This is a genomic window from Thalassococcus lentus, assembly GCF_028023555.1.
GTDB classification, from domain to species: Bacteria; Pseudomonadota; Alphaproteobacteria; order Rhodobacterales; family Rhodobacteraceae; genus Thalassococcus_A; species Thalassococcus_A lentus.
The window spans coordinates 196482-222711 of sequence record NZ_JAQIOY010000003.1 but is presented as its reverse complement, the minus strand read 5'-3'; the positions used below and the strand labels follow the sequence as shown (position 1 = coordinate 222711).

At 58.8% G+C, this 26230-nt stretch carries 26 protein-coding genes; 13 read left to right on the top strand and 13 right to left on the bottom strand.

Annotated features, from left to right (window positions below; translation table 11 throughout):
- The first annotated feature begins 11 nt into the window (after positions 1-11).
- Genes PFY00_RS10105 through PFY00_RS10095 form a run of 3 tightly spaced genes read left to right on the top strand, consistent with a single transcriptional unit; the run spans position 12 to position 2282 of the window.
- Complete coding sequence (locus tag PFY00_RS10105; protein WP_271432433.1) at positions 12-761, top strand: glycerophosphodiester phosphodiesterase family protein; 750 nt, start codon at positions 12-14, stop codon at positions 759-761.
- A 34-nt stretch (positions 762-795) separates the two neighbouring features.
- Complete coding sequence (locus PFY00_RS10100) at positions 796-1995, top strand: GNAT family N-acetyltransferase (protein WP_271432432.1); 1200 nt, start codon at positions 796-798, stop codon at positions 1993-1995.
- Positions 1992-2282, top strand: a complete 291-nt coding sequence (locus tag PFY00_RS10095; RefSeq protein WP_271432431.1) for a 4a-hydroxytetrahydrobiopterin dehydratase — start codon at positions 1992-1994, stop codon at positions 2280-2282. The genes PFY00_RS10100 and PFY00_RS10095 overlap by 4 nt, the downstream gene beginning before the upstream one ends.
- A 51-nt stretch (positions 2283-2333) precedes the next feature.
- On the opposite strand, the gene PFY00_RS10090 is transcribed toward PFY00_RS10095, so the two are convergent.
- The gene (locus PFY00_RS10090) at positions 2334-2822 is read right to left on the bottom strand and encodes a peroxiredoxin (protein WP_271432430.1); all 489 of its coding nucleotides are present in this window, start codon (positions 2820-2822) and stop codon (positions 2334-2336) included.
- 78 nt (positions 2823-2900) lie between these two features.
- Between PFY00_RS10090 and PFY00_RS10085 the strand changes: the two genes are divergently transcribed.
- From PFY00_RS10085 to PFY00_RS10075, 3 genes are all read left to right on the top strand, one after another.
- Entirely contained in the window at positions 2901-4106 is a 1206-nt protein-coding gene (locus tag PFY00_RS10085) for an NAD(P)/FAD-dependent oxidoreductase (protein ID WP_271432429.1), read from the top strand.
- Positions 4103-4657, top strand: a complete 555-nt coding sequence (gene rsmD, locus PFY00_RS10080) for a 16S rRNA (guanine(966)-N(2))-methyltransferase RsmD (protein ID WP_271432428.1) — start codon at positions 4103-4105, stop codon at positions 4655-4657. The genes PFY00_RS10085 and rsmD overlap by 4 nt, the downstream gene beginning before the upstream one ends.
- 278 nt (positions 4658-4935) lie before the next feature.
- On the top strand, positions 4936-5901 hold the full coding sequence (locus PFY00_RS10075) for an MBL fold metallo-hydrolase (protein WP_271432427.1): 966 nt from the start codon (positions 4936-4938) through the stop codon (positions 5899-5901).
- A gap of 86 nt (positions 5902-5987) precedes the next feature.
- Here the strand turns inward: PFY00_RS10075 and PFY00_RS10070 are convergent, their stop codons facing one another.
- Both PFY00_RS10070 and map read right to left on the bottom strand, forming a co-directional pair.
- On the bottom strand, positions 5988-7184 hold the full coding sequence (locus tag PFY00_RS10070; protein ID WP_271432426.1) for an MFS transporter: 1197 nt from the start codon (positions 7182-7184) through the stop codon (positions 5988-5990).
- 69 nt (positions 7185-7253) lie between these two features.
- Positions 7254-8066 carry a type I methionyl aminopeptidase gene (gene map, locus PFY00_RS10065; RefSeq protein ID WP_271432425.1) on the bottom strand — a complete coding sequence of 271 codons (813 nt, stop codon included), beginning with the start codon at positions 8064-8066 and terminating at the stop codon, positions 7254-7256.
- Between the two features lie 159 nt (positions 8067-8225).
- On the opposite strand from map, the gene PFY00_RS10060 reads away from it, so the two are divergent.
- Entirely contained in the window at positions 8226-8882 is a 657-nt protein-coding gene (locus PFY00_RS10060; protein ID WP_271432424.1) for a hypothetical protein, read from the top strand.
- Here PFY00_RS10060 and sfsA read toward each other — a convergent pair.
- Complete coding sequence (sfsA, locus tag PFY00_RS10055; RefSeq protein WP_271432423.1) at positions 8879-9589, bottom strand: DNA/RNA nuclease SfsA; 711 nt, start codon at positions 9587-9589, stop codon at positions 8879-8881. The two genes, PFY00_RS10060 and sfsA, sit on opposite strands and share 4 nt — an antisense overlap.
- 48 nt (positions 9590-9637) lie before the next feature.
- Between sfsA and PFY00_RS10050 the strand changes: the two genes are divergently transcribed.
- The 4 genes from PFY00_RS10050 to PFY00_RS10035 are packed head-to-tail and all read left to right on the top strand — an operon-like array spanning position 9638 to position 12591.
- Entirely contained in the window at positions 9638-10360 is a 723-nt protein-coding gene (locus PFY00_RS10050; protein ID WP_271432422.1) for a competence/damage-inducible protein A, read from the top strand.
- 23 nt (positions 10361-10383) lie between these two features.
- On the top strand, positions 10384-11103 hold the full coding sequence (locus PFY00_RS10045) for a GNAT family N-acetyltransferase (protein WP_271432421.1): 720 nt from the start codon (positions 10384-10386) through the stop codon (positions 11101-11103).
- Positions 11100-11669 carry a peroxidase-related enzyme gene (locus tag PFY00_RS10040; RefSeq protein WP_271432420.1) on the top strand — a complete coding sequence of 190 codons (570 nt, stop codon included), beginning with the start codon at positions 11100-11102 and terminating at the stop codon, positions 11667-11669. The genes PFY00_RS10045 and PFY00_RS10040 overlap by 4 nt, the downstream gene beginning before the upstream one ends.
- The gene (locus PFY00_RS10035) at positions 11641-12591 is read left to right on the top strand and encodes an OmpA family protein (protein ID WP_271432419.1); all 951 of its coding nucleotides are present in this window, start codon (positions 11641-11643) and stop codon (positions 12589-12591) included. The genes PFY00_RS10040 and PFY00_RS10035 overlap by 29 nt, the downstream gene beginning before the upstream one ends.
- A 118-nt stretch (positions 12592-12709) precedes the next feature.
- Here the strand turns inward: PFY00_RS10035 and PFY00_RS10030 are convergent, their stop codons facing one another.
- Positions 12710-13630: an alpha/beta hydrolase family protein gene (locus PFY00_RS10030; RefSeq protein ID WP_271432418.1), complete on the bottom strand. Its 921-nt coding sequence runs from the start codon at positions 13628-13630 to the stop codon at positions 12710-12712.
- A gap of 133 nt (positions 13631-13763) precedes the next feature.
- Here PFY00_RS10030 and PFY00_RS10025 point away from each other — a divergent pair, with 133 nt between their 5' ends.
- Positions 13764-14828, top strand: a complete 1065-nt coding sequence (locus tag PFY00_RS10025) for a helix-turn-helix domain-containing protein (protein ID WP_271432417.1) — start codon at positions 13764-13766, stop codon at positions 14826-14828.
- A gap of 40 nt (positions 14829-14868) precedes the next feature.
- Here PFY00_RS10025 and PFY00_RS10020 read toward each other — a convergent pair whose 3' ends face one another.
- From PFY00_RS10020 to PFY00_RS10010, 3 genes are all read right to left on the bottom strand, one after another.
- Complete coding sequence (locus PFY00_RS10020; protein WP_271432416.1) at positions 14869-15774, bottom strand: LysR family transcriptional regulator; 906 nt, start codon at positions 15772-15774, stop codon at positions 14869-14871.
- A 131-nt stretch (positions 15775-15905) separates the two neighbouring features.
- The gene (locus PFY00_RS10015; protein ID WP_271432415.1) at positions 15906-16658 is read right to left on the bottom strand and encodes a hypothetical protein; all 753 of its coding nucleotides are present in this window, start codon (positions 16656-16658) and stop codon (positions 15906-15908) included.
- A complete protein-coding gene (locus PFY00_RS10010) occupies positions 16655-17074 on the bottom strand; it encodes an RNA polymerase sigma factor (protein ID WP_408648458.1) in 420 nt (139 codons plus the stop codon). Before PFY00_RS10010 ends, PFY00_RS10015 begins: the two co-directional genes overlap by 4 nt.
- Positions 17075-17233: 159 nt before the next feature.
- On the opposite strand from PFY00_RS10010, the gene PFY00_RS10005 reads away from it, so the two are divergent.
- A complete protein-coding gene (locus PFY00_RS10005; RefSeq protein WP_271432414.1) occupies positions 17234-17686 on the top strand; it encodes a DUF4399 domain-containing protein in 453 nt (150 codons plus the stop codon).
- Between the two features lie 156 nt (positions 17687-17842).
- Here PFY00_RS10005 and PFY00_RS10000 read toward each other — a convergent pair whose 3' ends face one another.
- The 5 genes from PFY00_RS10000 to PFY00_RS09980 all read right to left on the bottom strand — a co-directional run bounded on the left by PFY00_RS10000 (position 17843) and on the right by PFY00_RS09980 (position 26199).
- The gene (locus PFY00_RS10000) at positions 17843-19867 is read right to left on the bottom strand and encodes an NADPH-dependent 2,4-dienoyl-CoA reductase (protein ID WP_271432413.1); all 2025 of its coding nucleotides are present in this window, start codon (positions 19865-19867) and stop codon (positions 17843-17845) included.
- A 91-nt stretch (positions 19868-19958) separates the two neighbouring features.
- Positions 19959-20570: a monofunctional biosynthetic peptidoglycan transglycosylase gene (gene mtgA / locus PFY00_RS09995; RefSeq protein WP_408648461.1), complete on the bottom strand. Its 612-nt coding sequence runs from the start codon at positions 20568-20570 to the stop codon at positions 19959-19961.
- A 267-nt stretch (positions 20571-20837) separates the two neighbouring features.
- Positions 20838-25379: a glutamate synthase large subunit gene (gene gltB / locus PFY00_RS09990; RefSeq protein WP_271432412.1), complete on the bottom strand. Its 4542-nt coding sequence runs from the start codon at positions 25377-25379 to the stop codon at positions 20838-20840.
- Entirely contained in the window at positions 25376-25795 is a 420-nt protein-coding gene (locus tag PFY00_RS09985; protein WP_271432411.1) for a GFA family protein, read from the bottom strand. The genes gltB and PFY00_RS09985 overlap by 4 nt, the downstream gene beginning before the upstream one ends.
- Positions 25792-26199, bottom strand: a complete 408-nt coding sequence (locus PFY00_RS09980; RefSeq protein WP_271432410.1) for a GFA family protein — start codon at positions 26197-26199, stop codon at positions 25792-25794. The genes PFY00_RS09985 and PFY00_RS09980 overlap by 4 nt, the downstream gene beginning before the upstream one ends.
- Positions 26200-26230 lie beyond the last annotated feature (31 nt).

Below are 26230 nucleotides of genomic sequence, written 5' to 3'. Positions count from 1 at the left end.
CCCTTCCACCAATGTTGCCGGCGGCCTTTCTCGACCGACCTGTGGCACATCGTGGCTATCACGACATTGCACAGGAGAGACCGGAAAACAGCCGCGCGGCGTTTGAGGCCGCGATCACGGCGGGCTACGGCATTGAACTCGACCTTCAGCTGTCGGGCGATGACGTGGCCATGGTCTTTCATGACTATGCGCTGGAACGGCTGACTGGCGAACCGGGCCCGATCCGGCAAAAGAGCGCGGCCGATCTGGCTTCAATTCCGCTGCTGCATGGGAACGAAGCTGTCCCGACACTGGCCGAGGTCCTTGATCTCGTGGATGGCCGCACGCCTTTGCTGATCGAATTCAAGGATCAGGACGGCGCAATGGGTCCTGCTGTCGGAACACTCGAAGCCGCCGCCGCGCAAGTCTTGCGCGGGTATGACGGCCCGATGGCGGTCATGTCCTTCAATCCTCACAGTGTCGCAGCTTTGGCCGATTTGCTGCCCGACGTGCCGCGGGGTTTGACCACGGCGGGATACACTGCCGAAGACTGGCCCACGCTGCCAGCCGCCGTGCGGGATCATCTGCGACACATCCCTGATTTCGATCGAACGCGGTCCAGCTTTGTCAGTCACGACGTCAAGGATCTGCAAAATCCAGCCTTGGCAGAACTCAAATCGCGCGGCGTTCCCTTGCTCTGCTGGACGATCCGTTCGCCCGAGCAAGAGGCAAATGCCCGCCAGATCGTCGATAATGTCACGTTCGAGGGGTATGCCGCTTGAAGCCTCGGGCCGGCAGGCCAAATAATGAACGGCCATGACTGACCCTGCCCAATCGCGAACCCTGACCGTGAATGTTCTGACCTCTCTTGCACAAATCGATGCGCAAGACTGGGATGCCTGCGCCTGTCCCGAGGCCGCAGACGGCGGTCGCCCAAATGACCCGTTTACAACACATCGCTTTCTAAAGGCGCTTGAAGACAGCGGATCTGTCGGGGTTGGCACCGGTTGGGAGCCACGGCATCTGGTGGTGGAACTGGATGGAGAAATCATCGCTGTCGCGCCGATGTACGGCAAAGGCCACAGTCAGGGCGAATACATCTTTGATCACAACTGGGCCCATGCTTTCGAAAGAGCGGGTGGTCAGTACTACCCGAAGTTTCAGATTGCAGTGCCCTTCACCCCGGCAACCGGCCGCCGGTTTTTGACGCGTCCGGGACATGAAGCACAGGGGCTGTCCGCTTTGGTTCAGGGTGCGGTTCAAATCGCGTCCGACAATGAACTGTCGTCGATACACGCAACGTTTTGCACCGAGGCCGAGGCGATTGCAGGCGAGCACATGGGACTGCTCCGGCGCGTGACCACTCAGTATCATTGGATCAATGACGACTACGCGGACTTCGATGCATTTCTTGCCTCGCTCAATTCGCGCAAGCGCAAGGCAATCCGCAAGGAACGCGCGCGGGCACAGGCGTTTGGCGGCGAGATCCGCATGCTGACCGGGGATCAAATTGAACGCGAACACTGGGATGCGTTCTGGGTCTTCTATCAGGACACCGGCGCACGAAAATGGGGAACGCCCTACCTGACCCGCGCGTTTTTCGACATTGCACATGAAACCCTGCGGGATGATCTGGCGCTGGTTATGTGCTCAAGGGACGGACAGGAGATTGCCGGAGCGTTGAACGTGATCGGTCGGGATGTGCTCTATGGTCGGTATTGGGGCTGCGTCGAAGATCATCCCTGTCTGCACTTTGAAGCCTGCTACTATCAGGCCATCGATTTCGCGATAAAACACGGTATGGCCCGGGTCGAAGCAGGGGCGCAGGGCGACCACAAGCTGGCACGCGGATACCTGCCGGTTCAGACGCATTCTTTGCACTGGATTGCCGATCAGGGCTTTTCCGATGCTGTTGCGCGTTATCTTGATGCCGAGCGCGCGGCGATAGACGAAGATATCGAAATACTGACCGCATACGGTCCGTTCCGCAAAACAAACCAAGAGGAGCAGCAATGAACGAGCTATTGTCAGACACCGCCCGCGAGACGTTGTTGCAGCCACTGCTTGAAAACGGCTGGGCCATGGTCGAAGGCCGCGACGCGATTTCCAAGACATTTGTCTTTGATGACTTCACACAGGCGTTTGCATGGATGACCCGCGCCGCGCTCTGGTCCGAGAAATGGAACCACCACCCGGAATGGTCAAACGTCTACAAAACTGTAAACGTCTCTCTGACCACCCATGATGTCGGCGGAATTTCTGCATTGGATGCGAAACTGGCCCGCAAGATGGACAGTCTCTGAAAGTCTGGGAACCCCGGCGCGCTGGCACCGGAGTTCCCGAGCCGCGATCAATCAGATCGCAGCAAGCATTGATTCACCGGCAGTTACTTCGCAAACACCGGGACCTTCTTCCTCGTGAAGGACGGACACTTTGCCGTCTTCCACAAGCATGGCGTAGCGCTTGGAACGGGCCATCAAACCTGCAGGCGGCGCATCGAAATTCATACCAATTGCGGTGGTCAGCGCTGATTCAGGATCACCCAGCATGGTAATGCCGGCTTCGGAAGCGCCGGTCGCTTCGCCCCAGGCTTTCATGACAAAGGGGTCGTTGACCGAGATGCAAATGATCTCGTCCACACCCTTGGCCGCCAGATCATCCTTGGTGCGGACAAAACTTGGCACATGTGCGGAATGGCAGGTCGGCGTATAGGCTCCGGGTACTGCAAAAATGATGACTTTGCGGCCTTTGGTCAGCGCACTGATGCTCACCTGTTCGGGACCGCTGTCTCCAATACGGGTCAAGTTGGCGTCGGGCAGCGTATCGCCTTCGGAAATTGCCATAGATTTGTCGCTCCTTGCTTTGCGTTTCCTGTGCTTGGGACTATAGGCTTCGAAAGGCAAAGGGAAATGGGGAAGCGGATGTCTCATGTAGTGGTTGTCGGTGGTGGTCAGGCGGCCTCGTCCTGTGTGGCCCGGTTGCGCGCCAAGGGGTTCGATGGACAAATCACCCTGATCGGCGAAGAACCCGCGTTGCCCTATCAGCGCCCGCCCCTGTCCAAGGCTTACCTGCTTGGCGAAATGGATTTGGACAGGCTGTTCCTCAGGCCGGCCAGTTTCTACGAGGATCAATCCATAACGGTCCGCACAAACGCGCGTGTGGATTCCATCGATCCGGACGCGAAAACCGTCACGGTCGGCTCTGATACGCTCGAATACACTGATTTGGTTCTGGCCACCGGTTCAATCCCGCGCCGATTGCCCGCAGCCATTGGCGGTGCGCTGGACGGTGTGCTTGAGGTGCGCACACTGGCTGATGCAGATGCAATGGCACCACGTTTTGAGGCGGGCAAGCGTGTCTTGATCGTCGGCGGCGGCTACATCGGACTGGAAGCGGCAGCGGTGGCGGCCAAACTGGGGCTCAAAGTCACTTTGGTCGAAGCTGCCGAACGCATCCTGCAAAGGGTGGCCGCGCCGGAAACCTCGGAATTTTTCAGAACCCTGCACAAGCAACATGGTGTCGATATCCGAGAAGGTGTCGGATTGGAGCGTTTGACAGGCAACGATCACGTTGACGGCGCGGTGCTGACCGACGCGACGTCGATCGAGATTGATTTCGCCATTGTCGGTGTTGGCATCACCCCGGCCACAGAACTGGCCGAAGCGGCAGGCCTGACAGTAGACAACGGAATCGCAACAAATGCGCAGGGGCAGACGTCTGATCCTGCGATCTGGGCTGCTGGCGATTGCGCATCGTTCCCCGCCCCGGCTGGACAAATGCGACTGGAGTCTGTGGGCGGCGCCATCGACATGGGCGAATTGGTGGCCGACAACATTATGGGCGCGGGCCGCGAATACGTGGTCAAACCCTGGTTCTGGTCGGATCAGTATGACATCAAATTGCAGATCGCCGGACTGAGCACCGGATATGATCGGATTGTGGTGCGACAGGGCGATGAGACGCTTTCCCATTGGTACTATAGCGGGGATCGCCTGCTTGCCTTGGACGCGATGAACGACCCGCGGGCCTACATGGTCGGCAAACGGCTGATCGAAGCTGACAAATCACCCGACCCGGACGCCGTGGGTAACCCGGACATCGATCTGAAGGCCCTGCTGAAAGCGTGAGGATCATCGCCGGACAATATCGCGGACGTAAACTTGCATCTGTTGGCAAGGGCGATGCGGCAGCGCATCTGCGCCCAACAACAGATCGTGTGCGCGAAGCCTTGTTCAACATGCTGAATGGTGGCCGGTTTGGTGACCCCTTCACGGATGCCACTGTACTGGATCTCTTCGCAGGAACCGGTGCCTTGGGACTGGAGGCGCTGTCCCGAGGAGCAAGCCACGTGACCTTTGTAGACGACGGCCGGGTCGCGCAGAGGCTACTTCGGGAAAACATCACCCTGTTGGATGCACGGTCTGAGACCAAAGTCATCAGTCGCAGCGCGCTGAAACTGCCGCCCGCAGACAAAGCCTGTGATCTTGTCTTTCTCGATCCACCCTATGGCAAGGATCTTGGTGCCAAGGCGCTATCCGCCGCCGCAAGCGCGGGCTGGCTGGCGCCCGACTGCCTTGTTGTCTGGGAAGAAAACGCGGCGCAAACACCGCCTACGGGTTTCACACTACTTGAGACCCGCGCGTATGGAGACACCGTGGTGACATTGCTGCGCGCTTAGCCTGATCCTGAATTCTGTGCTATACAGCCGCGATGCAGATCGCCCTACCTATACACCCGGCGTTTTCGCGCGCCGAAGTCACCGACAGGCCCTCCCCACCCAAATCCGGGCCCGTGCTGATCGGAGATTGCGCCAGCGCCGCCAGTCACGGAACGCTGCTGTTGGCACTATGGCGGCAATGGGAAGACCCTACGCCCGACTAACAGAGGCCTTGGCACTGGTCGAACCGATTTCCCCTGTATATACTCAAATTCGAATACATGATTTTGGGAGGTCTCATGTCGCTCTTCAAACCAAACCGCCGTGATATTCTAACGATGGCGGCAGCGATGCCTGCCTTCACACTTCCGATTGCGGCCCGAGCCTCATTGGGTGGACCAGCAAACGGAAATCCGGGGCATTTTTCCTTTTCGCTGGGTGAGGCCAAGATCACGATCGCGTCTGACGGTCACTTCAGCATGCCAACCGGCGGGCTGGGTGTGAATGCCGACCGCGACGAAGTAAAAGCCTTTCTGGAGGCGCATTATCTGTCACCGGATGTGGGTTATTCCCACACCAACCACATGGTTGTTGAACTGGGCGATGCCAAGGTTCTGGTTGATGTCGGGTCCGGCACGCGCTGGCTGGACGGAACCGGAAAACTGATCGAAAATCTGGAAAACGCCGGACATGATCCCAGCTCGATCACTCATGTTGTCATTACCCATGCGCACCCCGATCACATCTGGGGCATTCGGGATGATTTTGACGAACCCATCCTGCCGGATGCGGAATATTTGATCGGTAGCACCGAGCGCGATCATTGGATGCAGGACGGTCTTGTGGATCGTGTGGAACCGGCCATGCAGCAGTTCGTTGTTGGCGCTCAGAATTCGATCACCGCAGAAGGGATCGAATGGACCCTTCTTGGCGATGAACAGGAAATCGCACCGGGTATCCGGGCGATCTCGACGCCGGGTCACACCCCCGGGCACATTTCGCTGGTGGTCGAATCCAATGGACAGCAACTGATCGCGTTGGGCGACAGCATGTCCCATGCCTGGACCAACTTTGCCCATCCCGACTGGTTCAATGAATTCGACATGGACGGCGAACAGACCGTTGCGACCCGTAAAAGGTTGCTGGACATGGCGGCGACTGACCGGATGGCCGTAATCGGCTACCACTTCCCATTCCCGGGGGTCGGCCATGTCATGCGCGATGGGGATGCCTATCGCTTTATTCCAGCTACCTGGCAGTGGTGATCGCGCCGGGTTGAACAACACAGGCTGCATGGGGTCTGCTGGCCTCATGCGGCCGACGAGCACCAATCAACACTGTTCGAAGACGCTCACCCGTTTGACCGGCGGATGTTGGCGGCCCGATGTGACCACAACAGATGGGCCAATGCGCCCAGCATCAAGATGCCAGCCACAGCGCCCAGCGCGGTCAATCCCGCAATGGAAATAACTACCCCGCCGACAGCCGATCCAATGGCGATACCGATGTAAATGGCGGCCGCGTTCAGCGCGAGCAACACAGGTGCCTTGTCCGGCGCCATGGTGACCAACCGCATCTGTTGAGGCGCGGCAAAGCTCCAGCCCATGCCAGACCAGAAAAAAACCATCGTCAGGACCGTCCAGAACGGCAGCGGCAAAGCCGAAAACACTGGCATCAAGGCAATTTGTCCGCAACACAGCAGGGCAAGCGTTCGCACAGCGCCGATGCGATCGCTAAGCCAGCCACCACCCAGATTGCCGACCACTGCGGCGGCGCCAAACACCAGCAGAACCGCTGCAATCCCGTTTCGCCCAAGACCCATTTCCTGCGCAAGCAACGGCGGAATGTAAGTGAACAGGACATAGATCGCGCCAAGGAAACTGGCCGTGAACAGTGTGCTGCCCATCAAGACCGGATCACGCAAGACCCCGCCCAGATCACGCAGGCTGGTTGGCGCAAAGGTCAACCCGGCTGGTACTCTCGTCCAGACCAGCCAAATGCAGGGCAAGCCCAACAGTGCAACCATGACAAAGGCAATGCGCCAGCCGTAGGTATAGGCAATCCAACTGCCAACCGGGATACCCAGCACCTGCGCCAACGTCAGGCCAAAGAACACGGCGGCCAGTGTCTTTCCCCGCTCCTGCGGCGCACTCAACCCGGCAGCAATCGCCGATGTTACCGGTGTAACCAGACCAGCCCCCGCCGCGGCAATGATGCGCAGCAGGTAAAGTGCACCAAGCACAGGAAAGACGGCCGCCAAAAGACTGGCACCCACAAAAACCGACAGACCAAAGGCCAAAACCCGCCTGCGCCCGATACTGCCACTCAGCGAAACCAGCAAGGGCGACAAAATGGCGTATCCGAGCGCATAGATGGTCATCAGACCACCAACCGTGGCAACCGACACCCCAAGCCCGTCAGCCAGCGGTTCGATCATTCCGACGACCATGAAGGCGCCCATGCCAATTACAAAATTGCAGGCCGACAGCACAGCAATAAGCGGCCAGGCGGCCCCTGCGTTTTGCGGTGACTGCGTTTCAATGTTCACGGCAATCGCCTGGTTGCTGGCACAGCGCCCCGACCATCGGCACAGCCGGTACAGCGCCAGGACGCGGGTTCACCCATAGGTCGGATGAAAGCGGCCCGCCGGGGAAGGCGTAAAGATTTCGACTCCGTTGGCGGTTACGCCAACAGAATGCTCGAACTGCGCGGAAAGGCTTTTGTCACGCGTAACAGCGGTCCAATCATCTGCCAGAACCTTGGTTTCCGGCCGCCCCAGATTCACCATGGGTTCGATGGTAAAGAACATGCCTTCTTCGAGAACCGCGCCTGTGCCAGCGCGTCCATAGTGCAGAACGTTGGGTGGCGCATGAAAAACGCGGCCCAGCCCATGACCGCAGAAATCCCGTACAACGGACATTCGGTTCGCCTCGACATAGGTCTGGATCGCATGACCGATATCACCAAAGGTATTGCCCGGTTTGACCGCTTCGATCCCTTTCATCAGACTGTCGTGTGTCACCTGGATCAGTCGCTCGGCCTTGCGCGCGAGTTTTCCGGCCACGTACATGCGGCTGGTATCACCAAACCATCCATCGACAATCACGGTGACGTCGATGTTGAGGATATCACCATCCTTCAGTTTCTTGTCGCCGGGAATGCCATGGCACACCACGTGGTTCACGCTGATGCAGCTTGCGTGCTGATAGCCCTTGTAGCCTATCGTGGCCGACGTGGCGCCAGCATCATTCACCCGGTTGCGGATATAGTCGTCGATCGCGCCTGTCGTCTGGCCGACAAACACATGATCTGCCACCTCATCGAGGATCTGCGCCGCCAGTTCACCCGCGCGATGCATTCCGGCAAAATCCACCGGGTCGTAGATGCGTATGCCGTCCCGGGTAACCCGGCCACCTGAATCCTTGTTCACAGAACCTGCTCCGTAATACGATCGTTTCGTTCAACGATTGCGGCTTTATCTAGTGCGTTTGCCGCGCCTTGGCCAGTCTGTGATGCGGCTCTGTCACAACAGTTGTCAGACAGTCCGCGTCCGGTATTCTGATCTTATTTTAAACCATGAGTTAAAATTATGTCTCATTGCCATTCAAAGCTGCACTCCGGATCAGCCCTGCTGGTTGCGCTGTGCCTTTCGACCGCGACCATGGGTCAGGCCGATCCCTGCTACGATGAAATTGTCGCGCTGTTCGACAACGGACCACTGGATCCGTTTGTTCAACCGCCCTACCGCTATGAAACGACGGTCTATGATGCGTCCGGCGCGATCAAGTTCGAATATATCACCACATTCGATACCCCGATGCGGGCGATGAACCGTCTGAAAGGCCAGACAGTTTACCTGTCCATCAATCGCCAAACATGGTCCGCGCCCGGCCCGGACGGACCTTGGACGGAATTGCCAAGCAGCCTGCCAGAAGATCTCGAGGCCTTTCACAAGGCCAACCGTGATGCTCTGGCACAAAATCTGACCGAAGCGGAATGCCTCGGCCATGTCGAAAAGGACGGGCAGAGCCTTCTTGCATATCGCTATGAAACCCAAACCGGGCCGAACTTCGATGGTACGTATTTTGGTGCGACCTACACCAGCTACATTGATCCGACCACCAATCGATTGATCCTGCAGGAAGAACACAAAGCCTTTGCCCACTACCAACCCGAAGGTGGCACGGACGTCACGATCAAGCGCTACACCTATGACGGCGATTTCAAACTGAGCGCGCCAGACTAGGGTGCTTTGAACGGCAGCGGTCCATTTAGGAATGTGCCTTCGGGCGACAACGTGCAATCCAGGGCGATTGCCTCGACCCCGGCTTTGCTGGCTCGATCAAACGCCGCCGCATAGGCCGGATCAATATCCGCAGCCAACGTGACCCGGCTGCAATCTGTTCTTTGCACCAGATACAGCATGACCGCCCTGTGTCCGGCCTCGGCCATCTTGGCCAATTCCGCCAGATGCTTGGCACCCCGGGCCGTGACGCTGTCGGGAAATTCCGCGAGACCTTGCTGGCGCGACAACGTCACCGATTTGACCTCCACATAGCAGTCACGGCGACCCTCCCCGGTCAGAAGGAAATCGATGCGGCTGTTTTCACCGTATTTCACCTCGGGGCGCACCAAATCATACCCACCAAGCCCTTCGACCCGCCCATCGATCAACGCAGTTTTCAACACCCGGTTGGCCGCGCCTGTATCGACGCCAGTAAAATGGCCGTCACCGTGATCCACCAGTCGCCAAGCGAATTTCAGCTTTTTCTTAGGATCGTCATTCGGCTCCAGCCACACGCGCGTGCCCTCTTGTGCCAAGCCCAGCATCGAACCGGGATTGGCCACATGGGCCGTGATTTCGCGTCCGTCCGCGTCCAATCGGCAATCAGCGAGAAACCGTTTATAGCGGCGTATCAGCACGGCGGGGATGAGATCGGTTTGAAAGCGCATGATAGCGGGCCTATACCGAACTGAGACACTCGCGCAAGGAGCAGCACTATGGCGAATCCAACGGCAGCCATGTTGGTCATCGGAGATGAAATCCTCTCTGGCCGGACGCGCGATGCCAACATGCATTATCTGGCTGGCGAATTTACCAAGCTCGGTATTGATCTGCGCGAAGTGCGCATTGTGTCCGACGACCGCCAAGCCATTATCGACGCTCTGAACGCGCTTCGCCAGCAATACGGCACTGTGGTCACTTCGGGCGGTATTGGCCCGACCCATGACGATATCACCGCGGATTGCGTTGCCGCAGCCTTTGGCGTGAACATCGACGTGCGCGATGACGCGCGCGCCCTGCTGGCTGCGCACTACGAACGGCAGGGAACGGAACTAAACACAGCGCGACTTCGCATGGCCCGCATTCCAGACGGGGCCACACTGATCGACAATCCGGTATCCGTGGCGCCGGGATTTACCATCGGCAACGTGCACGTCATGGCCGGGGTGCCTTCGGTTTTTCAGGCGATGGTTGCTTCTGTGCTGCCAACCCTGACAGGCGGTGCCCCGCTGCTCAGCCAAACACTTCGGGTGTATCGTGGAGAGGGCGATATCGCGGGACCGCTGGGCGAACTGGCCAATACATACGATGATCTGCAGTTTGGATCGTATCCATTTCAAAAAGACGGCGTCTACGGGGCGAACATCGTTGTACGCGGCACCGATGGTGCGCGTGTCGATGCCGCCATGGCGGAACTGTCGGCGCTGTTTGCCCAATGAACAAGACGCCTTCTCTTGCGCGCATGATCGCAGCCATTGACGGAACGTGGCCCGCAGCCGCAACAGTCGAGGCCGGGCCATGGGTGCTGCGCGAAGGACGAGGCGGCGGCCAAAGGGTCTCTGCCGCCACGGCGCGCGGCGCGATTGCGGAACAAGATATCGGAGCCGCTGAAAAAGCGATGCAGCTTATGGGGCAGCGTCCGATTTTCATGCTGACTCAGAACGACAGCGATTTGGATCAGCGTTTGGCGGACCGCGGATACGTAGAGAAAGATCCGGTTAACCTGTGGGTATGCGACACGGGCTTGCTGACAGATCGCAAACTGCCACCGGTCACGGCCTTTGCCATCTGGGAGCCTTTGGCCATCATGCGCGAGCTATGGGAAGCGGGAGGCATCGGCCCCGCCAGACTGGCCGTCATGGAGCGCGCGGAAGGCCCGAAGACCGCAATTTTCGGGCGGGTCTCGGACCGGCCTGCGGGCGCTGCATTTTGCGCACTCTATGACGGAATAGCGATGGTGCATGCGGTCGAGATCGCGCCGGAGCATCGCCAAAAAGGATTGGGCGGGTGGATGATGCGCGCCGCCGCACTTTGGGCCGCCAAGCATCGCGCCCCGTGGTTGGCGGTTCTTTGCACAAAAGCGAACACTGGGGCCAATGCGCTCTACGCTTCCCTAGGCATGCAGATCGTGGGAGACTATCACTACCGCGTTCTGCCCGACAAAGAGACCGAGGAATCATGACCCAAAATCGTCCGACAGCGCTGGATTTGCCCATAGTGGACCCACTGCCCGAGCCAACGCAGAAGTATTTCGACATCTGTCAGGACAAGCTGGGCATGGTGCCCAATGTCCTGCGCGCCTATGCCTTTGACATCGAAAAGCTGAATGCCTTTACCGCGATGTACAATGACCTCATGCTGGCGGACTCGGGGCTGACCAAGCTTGAACGCGAGATGATTGCGGTTGTGGTGTCGTCGATCAACAAGTGTTTCTACTGCCTGACAGCCCATGGCCAGGCCGTGCGCGAACTCTCTGGCGATCCGAAACTGGGCGAGATGCTGGTGATGAACTGGCGTGTGGCAGACCTGTCACATCGGCACCGCGCCATGCTGTCCTTTGCGGAAAAAGTCACCAAGACCTCAGCCGAGGTGGCGGAGTTTGATCGTGAAGCGCTACGTGACGCAGGCTTTTCGGACCGTGACATCTGGGACATTGCGAATGTCACGGGCTTTTTCAACATGACCAACCGCGTGGCCAGCGCCACGGATATGCGGCCCAATGATGAATACCACGCGCGCTCGCGCTAAATTCGCCTCACTGGCGGCGCTGCTGGTTCTGGGACTGGCAGCCAATCCAGTCCGCGCTCAGGACTTGTCCCTGCCAAATGGCGCAACCCGAACGGCCTCGGTGGTTCGCGACCCCGGAGCCTATGGCCTGCCAACAGATGTCTGGCGCCCTGACATTGGCATCACGTCCGAACGGATCGAAGGCCGTGTTTCAACCCGAAGCTGGCGCATCGACGCGTCGGGCCTGACCCCTTTGCAGCTAATCACGCCATTGCGCGAACAACTGACCTCAGAAGGATTCAATGTTCTGGTCGATTGCACCGCGATCGATTGCGGCGGGTTTGATTTTCGGTTTGCCCTGCCGGTGCTTCCGGCCCCTGCGATGTATGTGAACCTGCTGGATTATCATTTTGTGTCGCTGCGCAACGCACAGGGCAACGGCATCACCTTGCTGGCCAGCCGCGATGAAACCGCAGGATATGTCCAGATCGTGCGCGCCGGAAATGCCGCAGGCCGCACCGCCACCGATGCGGCCGCACCGCAACCCAGTTTGCCAGAAGACAGTCGCGATATAGCGGTTCAGCTGGAACGTGACGGGCATGCCATTCTACGCGACATGCTCTTTCAAAGCGGGTCATCATCGCTGGGCGACGGCTCTGTTGCCTCTCTTGATGCGATCGCGGGTTATCTTAGCGCGAACCCGGGGCGACGGATCCTGTTTGTCGGACATACGGACGCAACCGGATCGTTGGAAGCCAATCAGGGTTTGTCGCGCAAACGGGCGCAGGCGGCTGTCGACTACCTGCGCGACCGACATCAGACGCCTGCTGCGCAAATCGGAGCAAACGGAGTGGGATACCTGTCCCCAATCGCCAGCAATCTGACCGAAGAAGGCCGAGACCTAAACCGCCGTGTCGAAGCGGTTCTGATCTCGACTCAATAAGGCATCGGCAACACTCAGAGCCCGAGCCGCTGCGCAAACAGATCTATGATCTGAGCGTGAAAGGCGCGTCGATCCATGCCCTCGGGGTCAGAGCACACAGGATATTCCCCTTCCTCCTTCAGGATTGCTTCACCCGCGGGCTTGCAAGGGGCAGCATGGAAAAGTGCCGGGCGGGCGCAATCAGCACCTGTTCTGCATCTGGCACCAAGGCCCCAAAGCCACTGCCTGTTGCGACACTGAAATCAGTGGCAAAGAGACGATCCTGACCTTCGCCCAAACCGATCATCATCGCCGGCACCGCCAAAGCCGCGGCCTCGTTCGAGGTCAAGCCCCAATGTAACCCCGGATCAACGGCAATCACACCGGTCACTCGCGCATCGCGATAAGCAGCATTCCAAGCCTCGACATCAAGCGAAGCCAGATCAACGCCGGCGTTTTCAATGTCCGCACAGTGCGTGGAGCGGCCATCAGCCTGTCTGCAGCTTTGGACATAACCTTCGTGATTGCCACGAAGACCGCCCAGCGAAAGCGCCGTCCAACCACCATATGAAAAACCGGCGGCTGTGATTTCGTCGCTCATTGCGCCTGCAAACTCGGAGGTCTGCAACCAATCCAAAGCAACGGACAAATCGCGCGCACGGGTGCCATGTTCCAACCCGGCCTGAAAGTTCATGTCCCAGGTAGAACTGTTGGGGTGGTTCACGTTGATAACCAGCGCGCCCTTGGCCGCCAAGGCCGCAGAGAGCCACATTGTACTGCGGATATTGCCGCCAAGCCCGTGGCTGAGCACAACAACCGGATAGGTGCCCGGCGACAGCGGCGCATCGCGCAGCACTTCGGTGCCGTAGAACACTGCGTTTTCATCATAGACCTCGGGCTGGCCAATCTGCTGCGCCGGATACCAGACTGCCCCGCTCATGCTGCGCCCATGATGAGGCGCGTCGATCTCGATATCCATGACCCCGGCAAAGGGCTCTGCAAACGCGGCAGAGGAAAGGGCAACCAAGGCTGCGGACTGGATGGTGACAAGAGATTTCATCGTCGATACTCCTTTGACTGAAAGACTGAGGTCAATCTGGTCACCAAGTGCCAAGCCCGCGCCCTAAATCCGGTCCGGGCAGGTCCTGAAACCGGTTTTTGGACCCGTGCCTAATATTGGACGTGCCGCGACGATGATGCCGACCTTTCCAATTCCTTTGTTTGCAGCCGTGTTGCTGTCTGTTCTCGCTCTGCATCTCGCCATGCGGGATGGGCGAAGCGGAATGCTGGCCGGTTTGGTCGGGCTCTGTGCGCTTCAAAGCCTTTTGCTCAGTCTCGTGCAGCACTACGGGCTGAACGAGTTGCGGCCATTGCAACCGCTGCTCGCCTCTGTTGTTCCGGGATTTGCATATGTCTGCTTTGTGCACAGCGCTTTGCGACCGGTGGGCAAACGCGAAACGGTTCACGTGTTGGGGCTAATATTGGCGCTTTGCAGCTTGGTCGTTTTGCCGAACGCGCTCGACCTTTTGGTGCCAATACTGTTTGCCGGATATGGCGTGGCAATTCTGCGAAAGGCAGGCGCAGGTCCGGACGCCCTGCCTCGTACGCGCTTGGGATCAGGCGACATACCCGGCAAGGTCTGGCGCCTGATCGGCTCTGCGCTTCTTGCCTCGGCCCTTTCAGACATGGCTATTCTGGCTGCCCATGTCTCCAGCAATGCCTGGCTGCAACCCTGGATCGTCAGCTTTGCCACAACAGCGATTTTTGTGTTGCTTGGCTGGGTCGCGCTCAGCCCTGAACTGGAACCGCCCGACCCGCTTCGAGCGTCCGAGACAGCGAGGGTAGCTGTTGGAATTCATGATCCAATGGACGAACCCGAATTGGACACCTCGGAACGCGATGCCGAGATCACATCAGCGCTTGCCGGACTTCTGGACGACACGCAGTTGTTTCTCGATCCCGATCTGTCGCTTGATCGGCTGTCCCGCCGCATGGGCCTGCCGCGCAAAACCCTGTCAGCCGCGATCAACCGCACCACCGGTGAAAACGTCTCTCGGTTCATTAATAGGCATCGGATCGACCATGCCTGCGCGCAATTGATGCAAGGCGCCCGCGTCACGGATACCTGGTTGAATTCGGGCTTTAACACCAAGTCGAATTTCAATCGCGAATTTTCACGGCTGAAGGGATGCAGTCCATCTCAGTGGCTGGCCAAAAACAAAGAAACCCCGAAGACGAGCTTCGGGGTTAATAGGTAGCCTCTTTGCAAGGCGGGGAAGAACCTGTTCGCTGATGCGTTTACCAGTTGGCCGGGCCTTTTTCGGCCAACTCGTGCACCAGAAAGTCGATAAAGGCGCGGACTTTGGGCTGGGTAAATCGGCCCGGCGGGTAGACCGCATAGATGCCTTGCGTTTCCATCGGAAGATCGGGGATCGCATCCTCGACAAGACCTTGCTTCATCGCATCGGCATAAAGGTAGGACGGCAGATACGCGATGCCGAGACCCGCGATGCAGGCATTCAGCAAGGATTGACCGTCATTGACGCTCAGCCATCCGGCTGTACGAACCTGACGCTTCTCGCCCGAAGGTGCGGTCAACTTCCAGACATTGCCAGACGCCTGATTGGAATAATGCAGCAGCTTGTGCTCATTGAGATCGTCGATGCGCTGCGGGCGGCCATATTTTTCAAAATAGGCTGGCGCGGCGATCATACGCTTGGTCGTTTCTGTCAGCTTACGGGCGCGCAGGGTGCTGTCTTCCAGCTCACCAATACGCACAGCCATATCAAAGCCTTCGCTGATCAATTCGACGTAGCGGTTGTTCAGGACCATGTTGACGGTGATATCGGGGAACTCTGCCAGGAACTCACCCAACACAGGTGACAGATGGTTCACACCGAAATCCGTCGCAACGCTGATCCGCAAAAGACCAGACGGCGCAGATTGCATTGAGGTCACAAGCGCGTCCGCCTCGCCCGCATCATTCAGAACGCGGCGTGCACGGTCATAGTAAGCAAGACCAATTTCGGTCGGGCTCACTCGTCGTGTCGTGCGGTTCAGAAGTCGGGCGCCCAGTCGGGCCTCAAGCGACGAGACATGTTTCGAGACAGCGGATTTCGAAATCCCCATCTTCTTTGCCGCGTCGGTAAATCCACCTTGATCCACCACTGTGGCAAAGGCTTCCATTTCAGTCAGACGATCCATTCACGTCTCCATCGGGTTGTTCCGTTGGCATCGTGTATGTGGGTCAAAAAGGGCGCAACTTGGGCACCTTGCGGACAATACCGGGGTAATTGCCTGCTCTGTCTGTGGCATGGAAACGCTGAAACCGGCTTTTAGGCCCCCAAAAGCAGAGCATGAAATGCATCCGCTTGCCTCTTGGTTGCATTGCCATCATTTCCGCCAATTAAGAAGAACCGCAGGTTGTTGTCCGCCCAGCTTGCGCCGCTCATTCCCTTGAGGTTGGTTTGCGCCACATCCTGCGCACCGCCTTGCTGGCGCAAAATGCAAAGCGCTACAGGGGTTCCATCATCTGCAAGAAAGGCCATCTGGATCAGCGGTGCCCCTTCGAATCCCAATTGCTGGGCGCGCACGAATTTCAGATCCTCGATCTCGGCGGCGGCGGAAAGGTCTCTGCCCAAAACGGCCGACAGGGCCTGCAACCGCTGCGCGTTTTCCTCAGCCGTCATGTTGGCCGCATTCAATGTCTGCTCAACATAGAGCGCGTGATAAGCCGCGACCTCCACATGCCAAGGCTCTGCCGAGGTATCGGCTGGCTGCCCGAACCAAGTGCCCAGCCCAAGCGCAAGAACCAGCCCGGCAACCAGCCCCAGCCCACCGAATACCGCGGCAGGGCGCATTGTGCCCGGATGCGGCACAGCGCTTTCGCTCAGGTCGCAGTCCGGCGCTTGATTCAAAACCGCAGCGAACGCATGAATGGCCTGTTCTTTGCCCCGATCCAGCAGCGCCATGCGCGCTTCGAGCTCGGGCGACATCTGCGCTTCGATATTCTGGCAAAGCTCAGCCGGGGCTTCTCCATCCAGAAAGGCCGTCAGTTCTTCATCGGTGAATGCCTGCTTCGGTGTCATTGCACACCTCCGGTGTCTTCAGCCAGTTTTCGCCGCGCTGCCGCCAGACGACTCATGATTGTTCCTATGGGAACGTCCTGAGCCTCAGCCGCTTCGGCATATGTGTATCCTTCGACGTATACCAGCAAGATCGCCACCCGTTGTGGTGCGGGCAGTGTCTCTATCTTGCTAAACACCTCACGCGCGAAAATATTCGTTTCCGTCGAAGATTGAAGGGATACCACTTCATCCGGATCTGTTTCAGCGGCAACTGGACGCGCCTTTTGCGCTCGGATGTCATTCAACCAAAGCCGCTGCGCCATTCTAAAAAGCCAGCGATCCAAATGGGTGTCCGGGTCAAACAGATGGGCTTTTTCCAGGGCGCGGGCGCAAGTGGCTTGCGCCAGATCATCTGCCAGATCGCGACGGCCGGTCAAAGCCAGGCAATACCGCCATAGGCGCGGAAATACCGCGCCCAGACCATCTTCGATCGCCTGTTTTCCAGTTTTTTTGAAAAAGCGCCGAATAATCCCGTCCCTTCACGTGTTCATCCATATAGGGCGCGGATCGCGTCCACGACAAGCGAGGAGATCACAATGAAGAATTCACGATTCATGTTTGCGGCAGCGGCGACGGCGCTCTTGATGGCCACATCCAGTTTTGCGGGCGAAACACCATCGGCACCAGGCGCGACGGTCTATTTTGCCAATTTGGAAGACGGCGCAACCGTTCAGGGACCCGTCAAGGTCATCTTTGGCCTTAGCGGCATGGGCGTTGCGCCTGCAGGCACCGAGGCCGAGAATACAGGCCATCATCACCTGCTGATCAACAGGGCCCCCTTCGGAGAAGGCTCAGACGATGCTGACATGAATGAATATGGCATCGCCGCCGACGACAACCACAAGCACTTCGGCAAAGGCCAGACCGAAACCATGCTCGAACTGGGTGCAGGAACGCATACTTTGCAGATGGTCTTTGGTGATCTCTACCACGTGCCGCACAACCCGCCGGTCATGTCCGAACAGATCACCATCACAATTACCGAGTAATCTTGGTGTGTACCTGACCGGCCCTCCGCGGGTCGGTCAGGGCTGTGGGCCAGACGACATGTCCGGTCCACAGCAATCTTTGCCACGTTCCGTCAGTGCAACCGATGGGACGGTGGGCGGGGCGCCTTCAGCTGTGCTGAATAGCGCCGCACAGCGTCACAGCCCGGCAGCCAGCCGAACGCCCTGATCAATCGCCCGCTTGGCATCCAGTTCAGCAGCAACATCCGCGCCGCCGATCACGTGACAGGCAACGCCCTGCGCTTCCAGCGCATCGGCCAAAGATCGCTCGCTGATCTGACCGGCACAGAGCACCACATTATCGCAGACGATGACTTCAGGCCGCTCACGCGCTTCGCCAAAGGAAATGTGCAGGCCTTCATCATCGATCCGCTCGTAATTGACGCCAGCTTTCATTTCCACGGCCTTCATCTGCAAGCCCATGCGATGAATCCAGCCTGTTGTCTTGCCCAGACCTTTGCCGGGTTTTTCGGATTTGCGCTGCAGCAGGATCACTTCACGCGCCGGCGCATCCGGTTGCGGGCCGTCCGGGGCCAGACCAGAGCGCACCTCGGCAGGATCCGTAACGCCCCACTCGCGCAGCCAATCGGGCAGGCTTTCAGTTGGGCTGTCCTCGGTCACAAGGAATTCCGAGACGTCAAAACCAATCCCCCCGGCCCCGATAACGGCCACACGTTTGCCCACCTCGGCCTTGTGACGCAGCACATCCACATAGCCCAGAACCTTGGGGTGGTCCTGCCCGGGAATACCCGGATCGCGCGGAACTACACCGGTGGCTATGATCACTTCGTCAAAGTCCTGCAACATCGCGACGGTCGCCTCTGTTCCCAGACGCAGTTCAACACCATGCCGGTCGACCATAGTGCCGAACCAGTCCACAAGACCAAAGAACTCCTCCTTGCCGGGAACCTGTTTGGCCATGTTCAACTGTCCGCCAATTTGCTCGGCGCGATCAAAAAGCACGACGCTATGGCCACGCTCGGCAGCTGTTATGGCCGTCGCAAGCCCGGCCGGGCCCGCACCAACAATTGCGATGCGCTTGGCCGCGTCGGTCTGTTCAATCACGATCTCGGTTTCATAGCAGGCCCGTGGGTTCACCAGACAGCTCGAGACCTTGCCCTGAAACGTGTGATCCAGACAGGCCTGATTACAGGCAATACACGGCGCGATCTCGGCGGCTCGTCCCGCGGCGGCCTTGTTCACGAAATCAGCATCCGCGAGAAACGGGCGCGCCATGCTGACCATATCGGCGCATCCATCAGCCAGAACGCTTTCACCCACTTCGGGGGTGTTGATCCGGTTCGATGTGATCAGCGGAATCCCGACTTTGCTCATCAGCTTCTTGGTCACCCAAGCAAACGCCGCCCGTGGCACAGACGTCGCGATTGTCGGAATGCGCGCTTCGTGCCAGCCGATCCCGGTGTTGATGATTGTGGCGCCCGCTTCCTCGATTGCCTGTGCCAGTTGCACCACTTCGTCGTGGGTGGAACCGTTCGGCACAAGGTCGATCATGCTGAGGCGATAAATCACGATAAAATCGGGACCGACCGCCTCGCGCACACGCCGCACAACCTCCACCGGCAGGCGCATCCGGTTTTCATAGCTCCCGCCCCAGCGGTCCGTGCGCTTGTTCGTGTGGGTCACCAGAAACTGGTTCAGGAAATACCCTTCCGACCCCATGACCTCAACGCCGTCATAGCCCGCCTCTTTTGCGCGCTCGGCTGCAGTCACCATATCGCTGATCTGCTTTTCTATCCCCTCTTCATCCAGTTCCTTTGGCGGGAACGGCGAAATCGGCGATTTTACCGGGCTCGGAGCAACGCATTCCGGTCCATAGGCGTAGCGGCCTGCGTGCAGGATCTGCATCGCAATTTTGCCGCCGGCGTCGTGAACCCGATCTGTGACGATCCGATGGTTGGCAATGTCTTTGTCGGTGAACAATCCCGCAGCGCCCGGGAATACACCGCCTTCGCGGTTGGGCGCCATGCCGCCTGTAACCATCAGCGCGGCCCCGCCTCGCGCCCGGGCGGCGTAAAACTCGGCCACACGGTTCCAGTCTCCGGTTTCTTCAAGATTGGTGTGCATGGATCCCATCAACACGCGGTTTTTCAGCGTGGTGAATCCCAGGTCCAATGGTGCCAGAAGATTTGGATAATCGCTCATGGTCGGCCTCCCTCTTTTGCTGCAACAGACAGCATCGCGCCCGCCCTGTCACGGTGCAACGTCACGTCAGAAATTGCCGAGGCAGACGCGCCTAGTTCTGAAAGCAGTCCGCGCGGCCATCCGCTGCGATGGTCGCGGCTCCGGATTGAATCGCCCGCGCGCGCCGATCCAGAAACGATGTCGGCCGCGCCGCGTTGCGTTTCTTGGGGCTGGGCAAAACAGAAGCCAGAAGTGCGGCTTGTCGCGCACTGAGCCGGTCCGGGCCAATCCCGAAGTAGTGCCGTGATGCGGCCTCGATGCCAAAAACACCTTCATCAAACTCGGCAATATTCAGATAGACCTCAAGGATACGCCGCTTGGACCAGACCGCTTCGACCGCTGGTGTCATGATCGCCTCAAGCGCTTTTCGGATATAGCTGCGTTGCTGCCAGAGATAGACGTTCTTGACAGTTTGCTGACTGATCGTGCTGCCGCCACGTTGCGCGCCCGAAGCAATCGCCGCGCGGATCGCATCAGTATCAAAGCCCCAATGGTTGCAGAAATTCGCATCTTCCGCTGCAACCGCGCTGCGCAGCATGACCGGGGCGATCTTGTCTACATCGACCCAATGTTGATCGACCGGCGCCCCCAGTCTGCGCCCTTCCGACCACATTGTGTGGGTCGTCGGAGGGTTCAACCCGGCATAGATCACCACCATCGCCATCAGGAAACCAGCCACGATAACCCCCAACTTGAAACCTTGTCTGAGCAACCACCTGAACGGGCGAAAGGGCCGCGACTGCTTTTTTGCAGATTGCGACTTTCGTTTTGTCGGCTTGGACGACGTCCGGGTCGACTTGGACGATTTGGTTTTCCGACGGGTTGCCATGGCCGAACCTATACAGCAGGGACCCCTGCAAACTGTACCGCAAAAAAGCGCAGGGCCGGACCAAAGGTCCAGCCCTGTGACTGTTTTGCTCGTGATGTGGCTTTACTCTGCGGGTACAGCCAGATCCGTTTCGATGCCCAGAGGATGCGGAATCTTGTCCAGCATTTCTTTTGGACAGACCTGAACAAAATTCGCTTTTTCAATGTCCCAATGCTGCAGGATGTCCTGTGCCTTGCGGCTGCCGGTCTCGGCCACATGGGCTTCGATCAGACCTTTCAGCTGCGCTTCCCACTCGGGCGTTACAACCGGACAGGTCACGAGGCTTTCCATGTTCATCAGCGCGCCGGACTGGCCGTCTGGATCATAGAGATAGGCCATGCCGCCCGTCATGCCAGCACCAAAGTTGGCACCAATGGAGCCGAGGATCACAGCCACACCGCCGGTCATGTATTCGCAACCGTTCGAGCCGCAGCCTTCAACAACCACTTTGGCACCCGAGTTGCGAACCGCAAAGCGTTCACCCGCGCGACCAGCCGCAAAAAGATGGCCATCGGTTGCACCGTAAAGCACAGTGTTGCCGATGATGGTGTTGTCTTCCGCCTTTAGCGGGCTGACCTGCGGCGGACGCACGACGACCAGACCGCCGGACAAACCCTTGGCCACGTAGTCATTGGCATCGCCAGACACTTCCAGCTTGAGCCCCGGCGCGGCAAAGGCCCCCAGAGATTGACCAGCGCTGCCCGTCAGTTTGACGTGCAGGTGATCGGGCTGGAGTGCATTGCGCATACCAAACTGCTGAACAATGTGGCTGGACACCCGCGTGCCCACGGTGCGGTGGGTGTTCTGTACCGCGTAGGACAGCTGCATCTTTTCACCATCCTGAAGGAAGCGGGCAGCGTCGCGCACGATCTCAGCGTCCAGCGTGTCCGGCACAGCGTTACGGGCACGGTCACGATCATAGACGATGTTCTCGGCGCCATCGACGCGGATCAGCAGTGGGTTCAGGTCCAGATCATCCAGATGCTCGGACCCACGGCTGACCTGGCTCAGCAGATCGGCACGGCCGATCACATCATCCAAAGATCGCGCCCCGATCGATGCCAGCAGCTCACGCACTTCCTGAGCGTAGAAGGTGATCAGGTTCACCACCTTGTCCGCGTTTCCGGTGAACTTGCCGCGCAGCGCTTCGTCCTGCGTACACACACCCACGGGGCAGGTGTTGGACTGGCACTGGCGTACCATGATGCAGCCCATGGCGATCAGAGCAGCGGTGCCGATGCCGTATTCTTCGGCGCCCATCATGGCGGCCATGACAATGTCCCGGCCGGTGCGCAAACCACCGTCCGTCCGCAAGGTTACACGCGAACGCAGGTTGTTCATCGCCAGAACCTGATGCGCCTCGGTCAGACCCATTTCCCACGGCAAGCCCGCATATTTGATCGACGTCGCAGGCGATGCACCGGTACCACCGTTGTGGCCCGATATCAGGATCACATCGGCCTTGGCCTTGGCCACACCAGCGGCAATCGTGCCAACGCCCGAAGAAGCAACCAGCTTGACCGTCACCTTGCAGCGCGGGTTGATCTGCTTGAGATCGTAAATCAGCTGCGCCAGATCCTCGATGGAATAGATATCGTGGTGCGGCGGCGGGCTGATCAATGTCACGCCCTTGGTCGAATGGCGCAGACGGGCAATCAGGTCGGTGACCTTCATGCCGGGCAGCTGACCACCCTCACCGGGCTTGGCGCCCTGAGCAACCTTGATCTCAAGCTCTTCACAGTGGTTCAGGTACTCGGCGGTTACACCGAAGCGACCCGACGCAACCTGCTTGATCTTGGCCGAAGGATTGTCACCGTTCGGCTCAGGCACAAAGTGTGCCGGATCCTCGCCGCCCTCGCCACTGTCTGACTTGGCACCAATCCGGTTCATAGCCACGTTCAGGGTCTTGTGCGCTTCGGGCGACAAAGCGCCCAGCGACATGCCCGGTGTTACGAAACGCTTGCGGATCGAAGTGATGCTTTCCACCTCTTCGAGTGGGATGGCGTCTCCCAAAGGTTTGATTGCCAGCAGATCGCGCAGATGGATCGGCGGATTGGCCTGCATCGCCTTGGAGTATGTTTTCCACATTTCAAAGCTTGCACGATCACAGGCCGACTGCATCAGGTGCATCGTCTGTGCGCCCCAAGCATGTGTCTCGCCTGTCTTGCGCGCCTTGTAGAAACCGCCAATCGGCAGAACGTCGCGACCGCCACGGAAACCGAGGGCATGTACGTCTTCGGCCTTGCGCTGCAGACCGTTCAGACCAATGCCGGAAATCCGGCTGGTCATACCCGGGAAGAATTCCGCACACATCGCACGGCTCAGGCCCACAGCTTCAAAGTTCAGACCACCGCGATAGGAAGAGATTACCGAAATCCCCATCTTGGACATGATCTTGAGCAGGCCCTGATCCACCGCCTCGCGATACTTTGCGACGGCCTCTGTCAGGGACAGGTCGAGCAGACCGCGGCTGATACGATCGGCAAGGCTGTCTTCAGCCAGATAGGCGTTGACCACCGTAGCACCTGCGCCGATCAGCACGGCAAAGTAATGCGGATCGATGCATTCAGCGCTGCGCACATTCAGGCTGCAGAACGTCCGAAGACCCTTGCGTGTCAGATGGCTGTGCACGGCGCTGGTCGCAAGGATCATGGGCATCGCAACCCGATCCTCGCCGCAGAGTTCGTCAGTCAGCACGATATGACCGCTACCCGAACGCACGGCATCCTCTGCTTCGGTCCGAATACGGGTCAACGCTTCGGCCAGAGCGCCCTGCCCTGCGTCCGCGTCAAACGTACAGTCAATGGTCACGCAGGTCGCGTTGAACTGCGCCTGCAATTCCTCGAACTGCGCGTTGCCGACAAAGGGACTGTCGAGCACCAGGATCTCGGTTTGCGCGCTGGACTCATCCAGCACGTTCTTGAGGTTCCCGAACCGGGTCTTGAGACTCATCACCCGGAATTCCCGAAGCGAGTCGATCGGTGGGTTCGTGACCTGACTAAAGTTCTGGCGGAAATAATGGCTCAGCGGGCGATACTTTTTCGACAAAACAGCCGAAGGTGTGTCGTCGCCCATGGATGCCAGTGTCTCTTTGCCATCCTCGGCCATCGGAGCCAGAATCTGTTCCAGCTCTTCAATCGAGTAGCCAGCCGCAATCTGGCGACGGCGCAGTTCTGCGCCTTCGAACATCGGCTTTTCAGTGACGGCGGCAAGGGCCTCGTCGAGTTCGTTGATCTTACCAACCCATTCGCCAAACGGCTGGGCCGCGGCCAGCTTGTCCTTGATCTCTACATCATGGAACAGACCACCGTCTTTCATGTCTACGGCGATCATCTGACCGGGGCCAAGCGCGCCTTTTTCACGTACGGTAGCTTCTTCGATTGGCACCATGCCAGCCTCGGAACCCGCGATCAGCAGGTTGTCACCGGTGACGACATAGCGCATCGGGCGCAGGCCATTGCGGTCCAGGCCGCCACAGACCCAGCGGCCATCGGTCATCGCCAGAGCGGCGGGGCCATCCCAAGGTTCCATGACAGAGTTGCAGTAGGAATACATGTCGCGCCATGCCTGCGGCAGTTCCACCGCCTGCTTCGACCACGACTCGGGTACCAACATGGTCTTGGCCATGGGTGCATTGCGCCCGGCACGGACCAGAACCTCGAACACGGAATCCAGAGCCGCCGAGTCGGACGAGCCGTTCGGCACGATGGGCTTGATGTCTTCGGCCATGTCGCCAAAGGCACCCGACGCCATGCGGATTTCATGGCTCTTCATCCAGTTGACGTTGCCCTTCAGCGTGTTGATCTCACCGTTGTGAGCCAGCATCCGGAACGGCTGTGCCAGCCACCACTGCGGGAAGGTGTTGGTCGAATAGCGCTGGTGGTAAATCGCGAACGCGCTTTCGAAACGCTCGTCTTGCAGATCCGGATAGAACTCCGATACCTGCTCGGCCAGCATCATGCCTTTGTAGATGATCGAACGACAGGACAGGCTGGCCATGTAAAGCTCGCCAATACCGGCCGAAGCCGCTGCCTTTTCAATACGGCGACGGATGACATAGAGTTCGCGTTCGAAGGTTTCCTCGTCCACACCCTTCGCGTTCGAAATCAGGATCTGCTCGATTTCTGGACGGGTGGCATTGGCCTTTTCGCCCAAGCAGGCAACCTCGACCGGCACGTGACGCCAGCCGTAAATGTAATAGCCCATGCGAAGAACCTCGGATTCCACGATGGTCCGGCAGGTTTCCTGTGCGCCATGATCCGTCCGCGGCAGGAACACCTGCCCCACGGCCATCAACTCATCCTTGCGCGGTGTGTGGCCCGTGCGTTCGATCTGGTCATAGAAAAACGCGACCGGGATCTGCACATGAATGCCCGCGCCGTCGCCTGTCTTGCCGTCTGCATCGACAGCGCCTCGGTGCCAGACGGCCTTGAGCGCTGCAATGCCGTTCTCGACCACTTTGCGCGACGGTTTGCCGTCAATGGACACAACGAGCCCGACCCCGCACGAGCTATGCTCTTCGGTTTCATGGTACAGGCCGTTTTCGGACATCCACTTGCGCTTGGCCGCCTCATTGGCAGCCCAGTTTGCATCGAACTTGGTCATGATGGCTCTCCCATTGGGGATGGATATTTTGCTTGGTATTCAGCTTGTGTTGCCCGGTTGTGATCCCCGGGCAGACCTGCCCAACACAGGGCGCGGTCAGTGTAAATTTCGGACTTGAGCGGCCAGTCTCTGGCCTCGGCAAAAAGGCCCGGCATGAAATCGCGCTCGGCGCGGCCTTCGTCGCGCATGTAAAGATGGCTACCGCAGCGGCCACAAAACGCACGGAACGATTTGGGCGAAGACGCATGTTCCGCCACAGGCCCATCGACTTCGAACTCAGACGCCGGGAAGCAGGCGAAAACCGCACCAGACCAGCGTTTGCACATGTCGCAATGGCACACACCAACCCAACCGGGCGCATCCTGCACTGAAATCTGCACGGCTTCGCAGAGGCAATGTCCTTTGAGCACGCTCATTGGGCACCCCCGAACAACGTCGCAGTCTCGGCGGCTGTCATCTTTCTATGAGAACCCGACAACGCATAACCCTGCGGGCACTGATCAACAAAGAACTCGATCTTCATCTCGCCGCCACCGGCATTGTCAAATAGTCCGGCCGAAAGGTGCCGCGCACTGTCAGCGACGGTTCCATACCAGAGCGTTGAGCCGCAGGTGCCACAAAAGCCTCTCTCGGCCCACTCAGAAGATCGGAAAGACTGCGCCGGCCCTTCGAACGTGGCCGAATCCGTTTCAATCGATACGAACATACCGCTGGTGTGACGGCGGCACATATCACAGTGGCAGGCGCGCAGACGCGGTGTGGCCTCGGCCTGAGCCGTTACTGTCACTGCACCACAGAGGCAGTTGCCAGTCAGTGTCATTGCTGTCCTCCGTCTCGCGGTTATTCGGTCT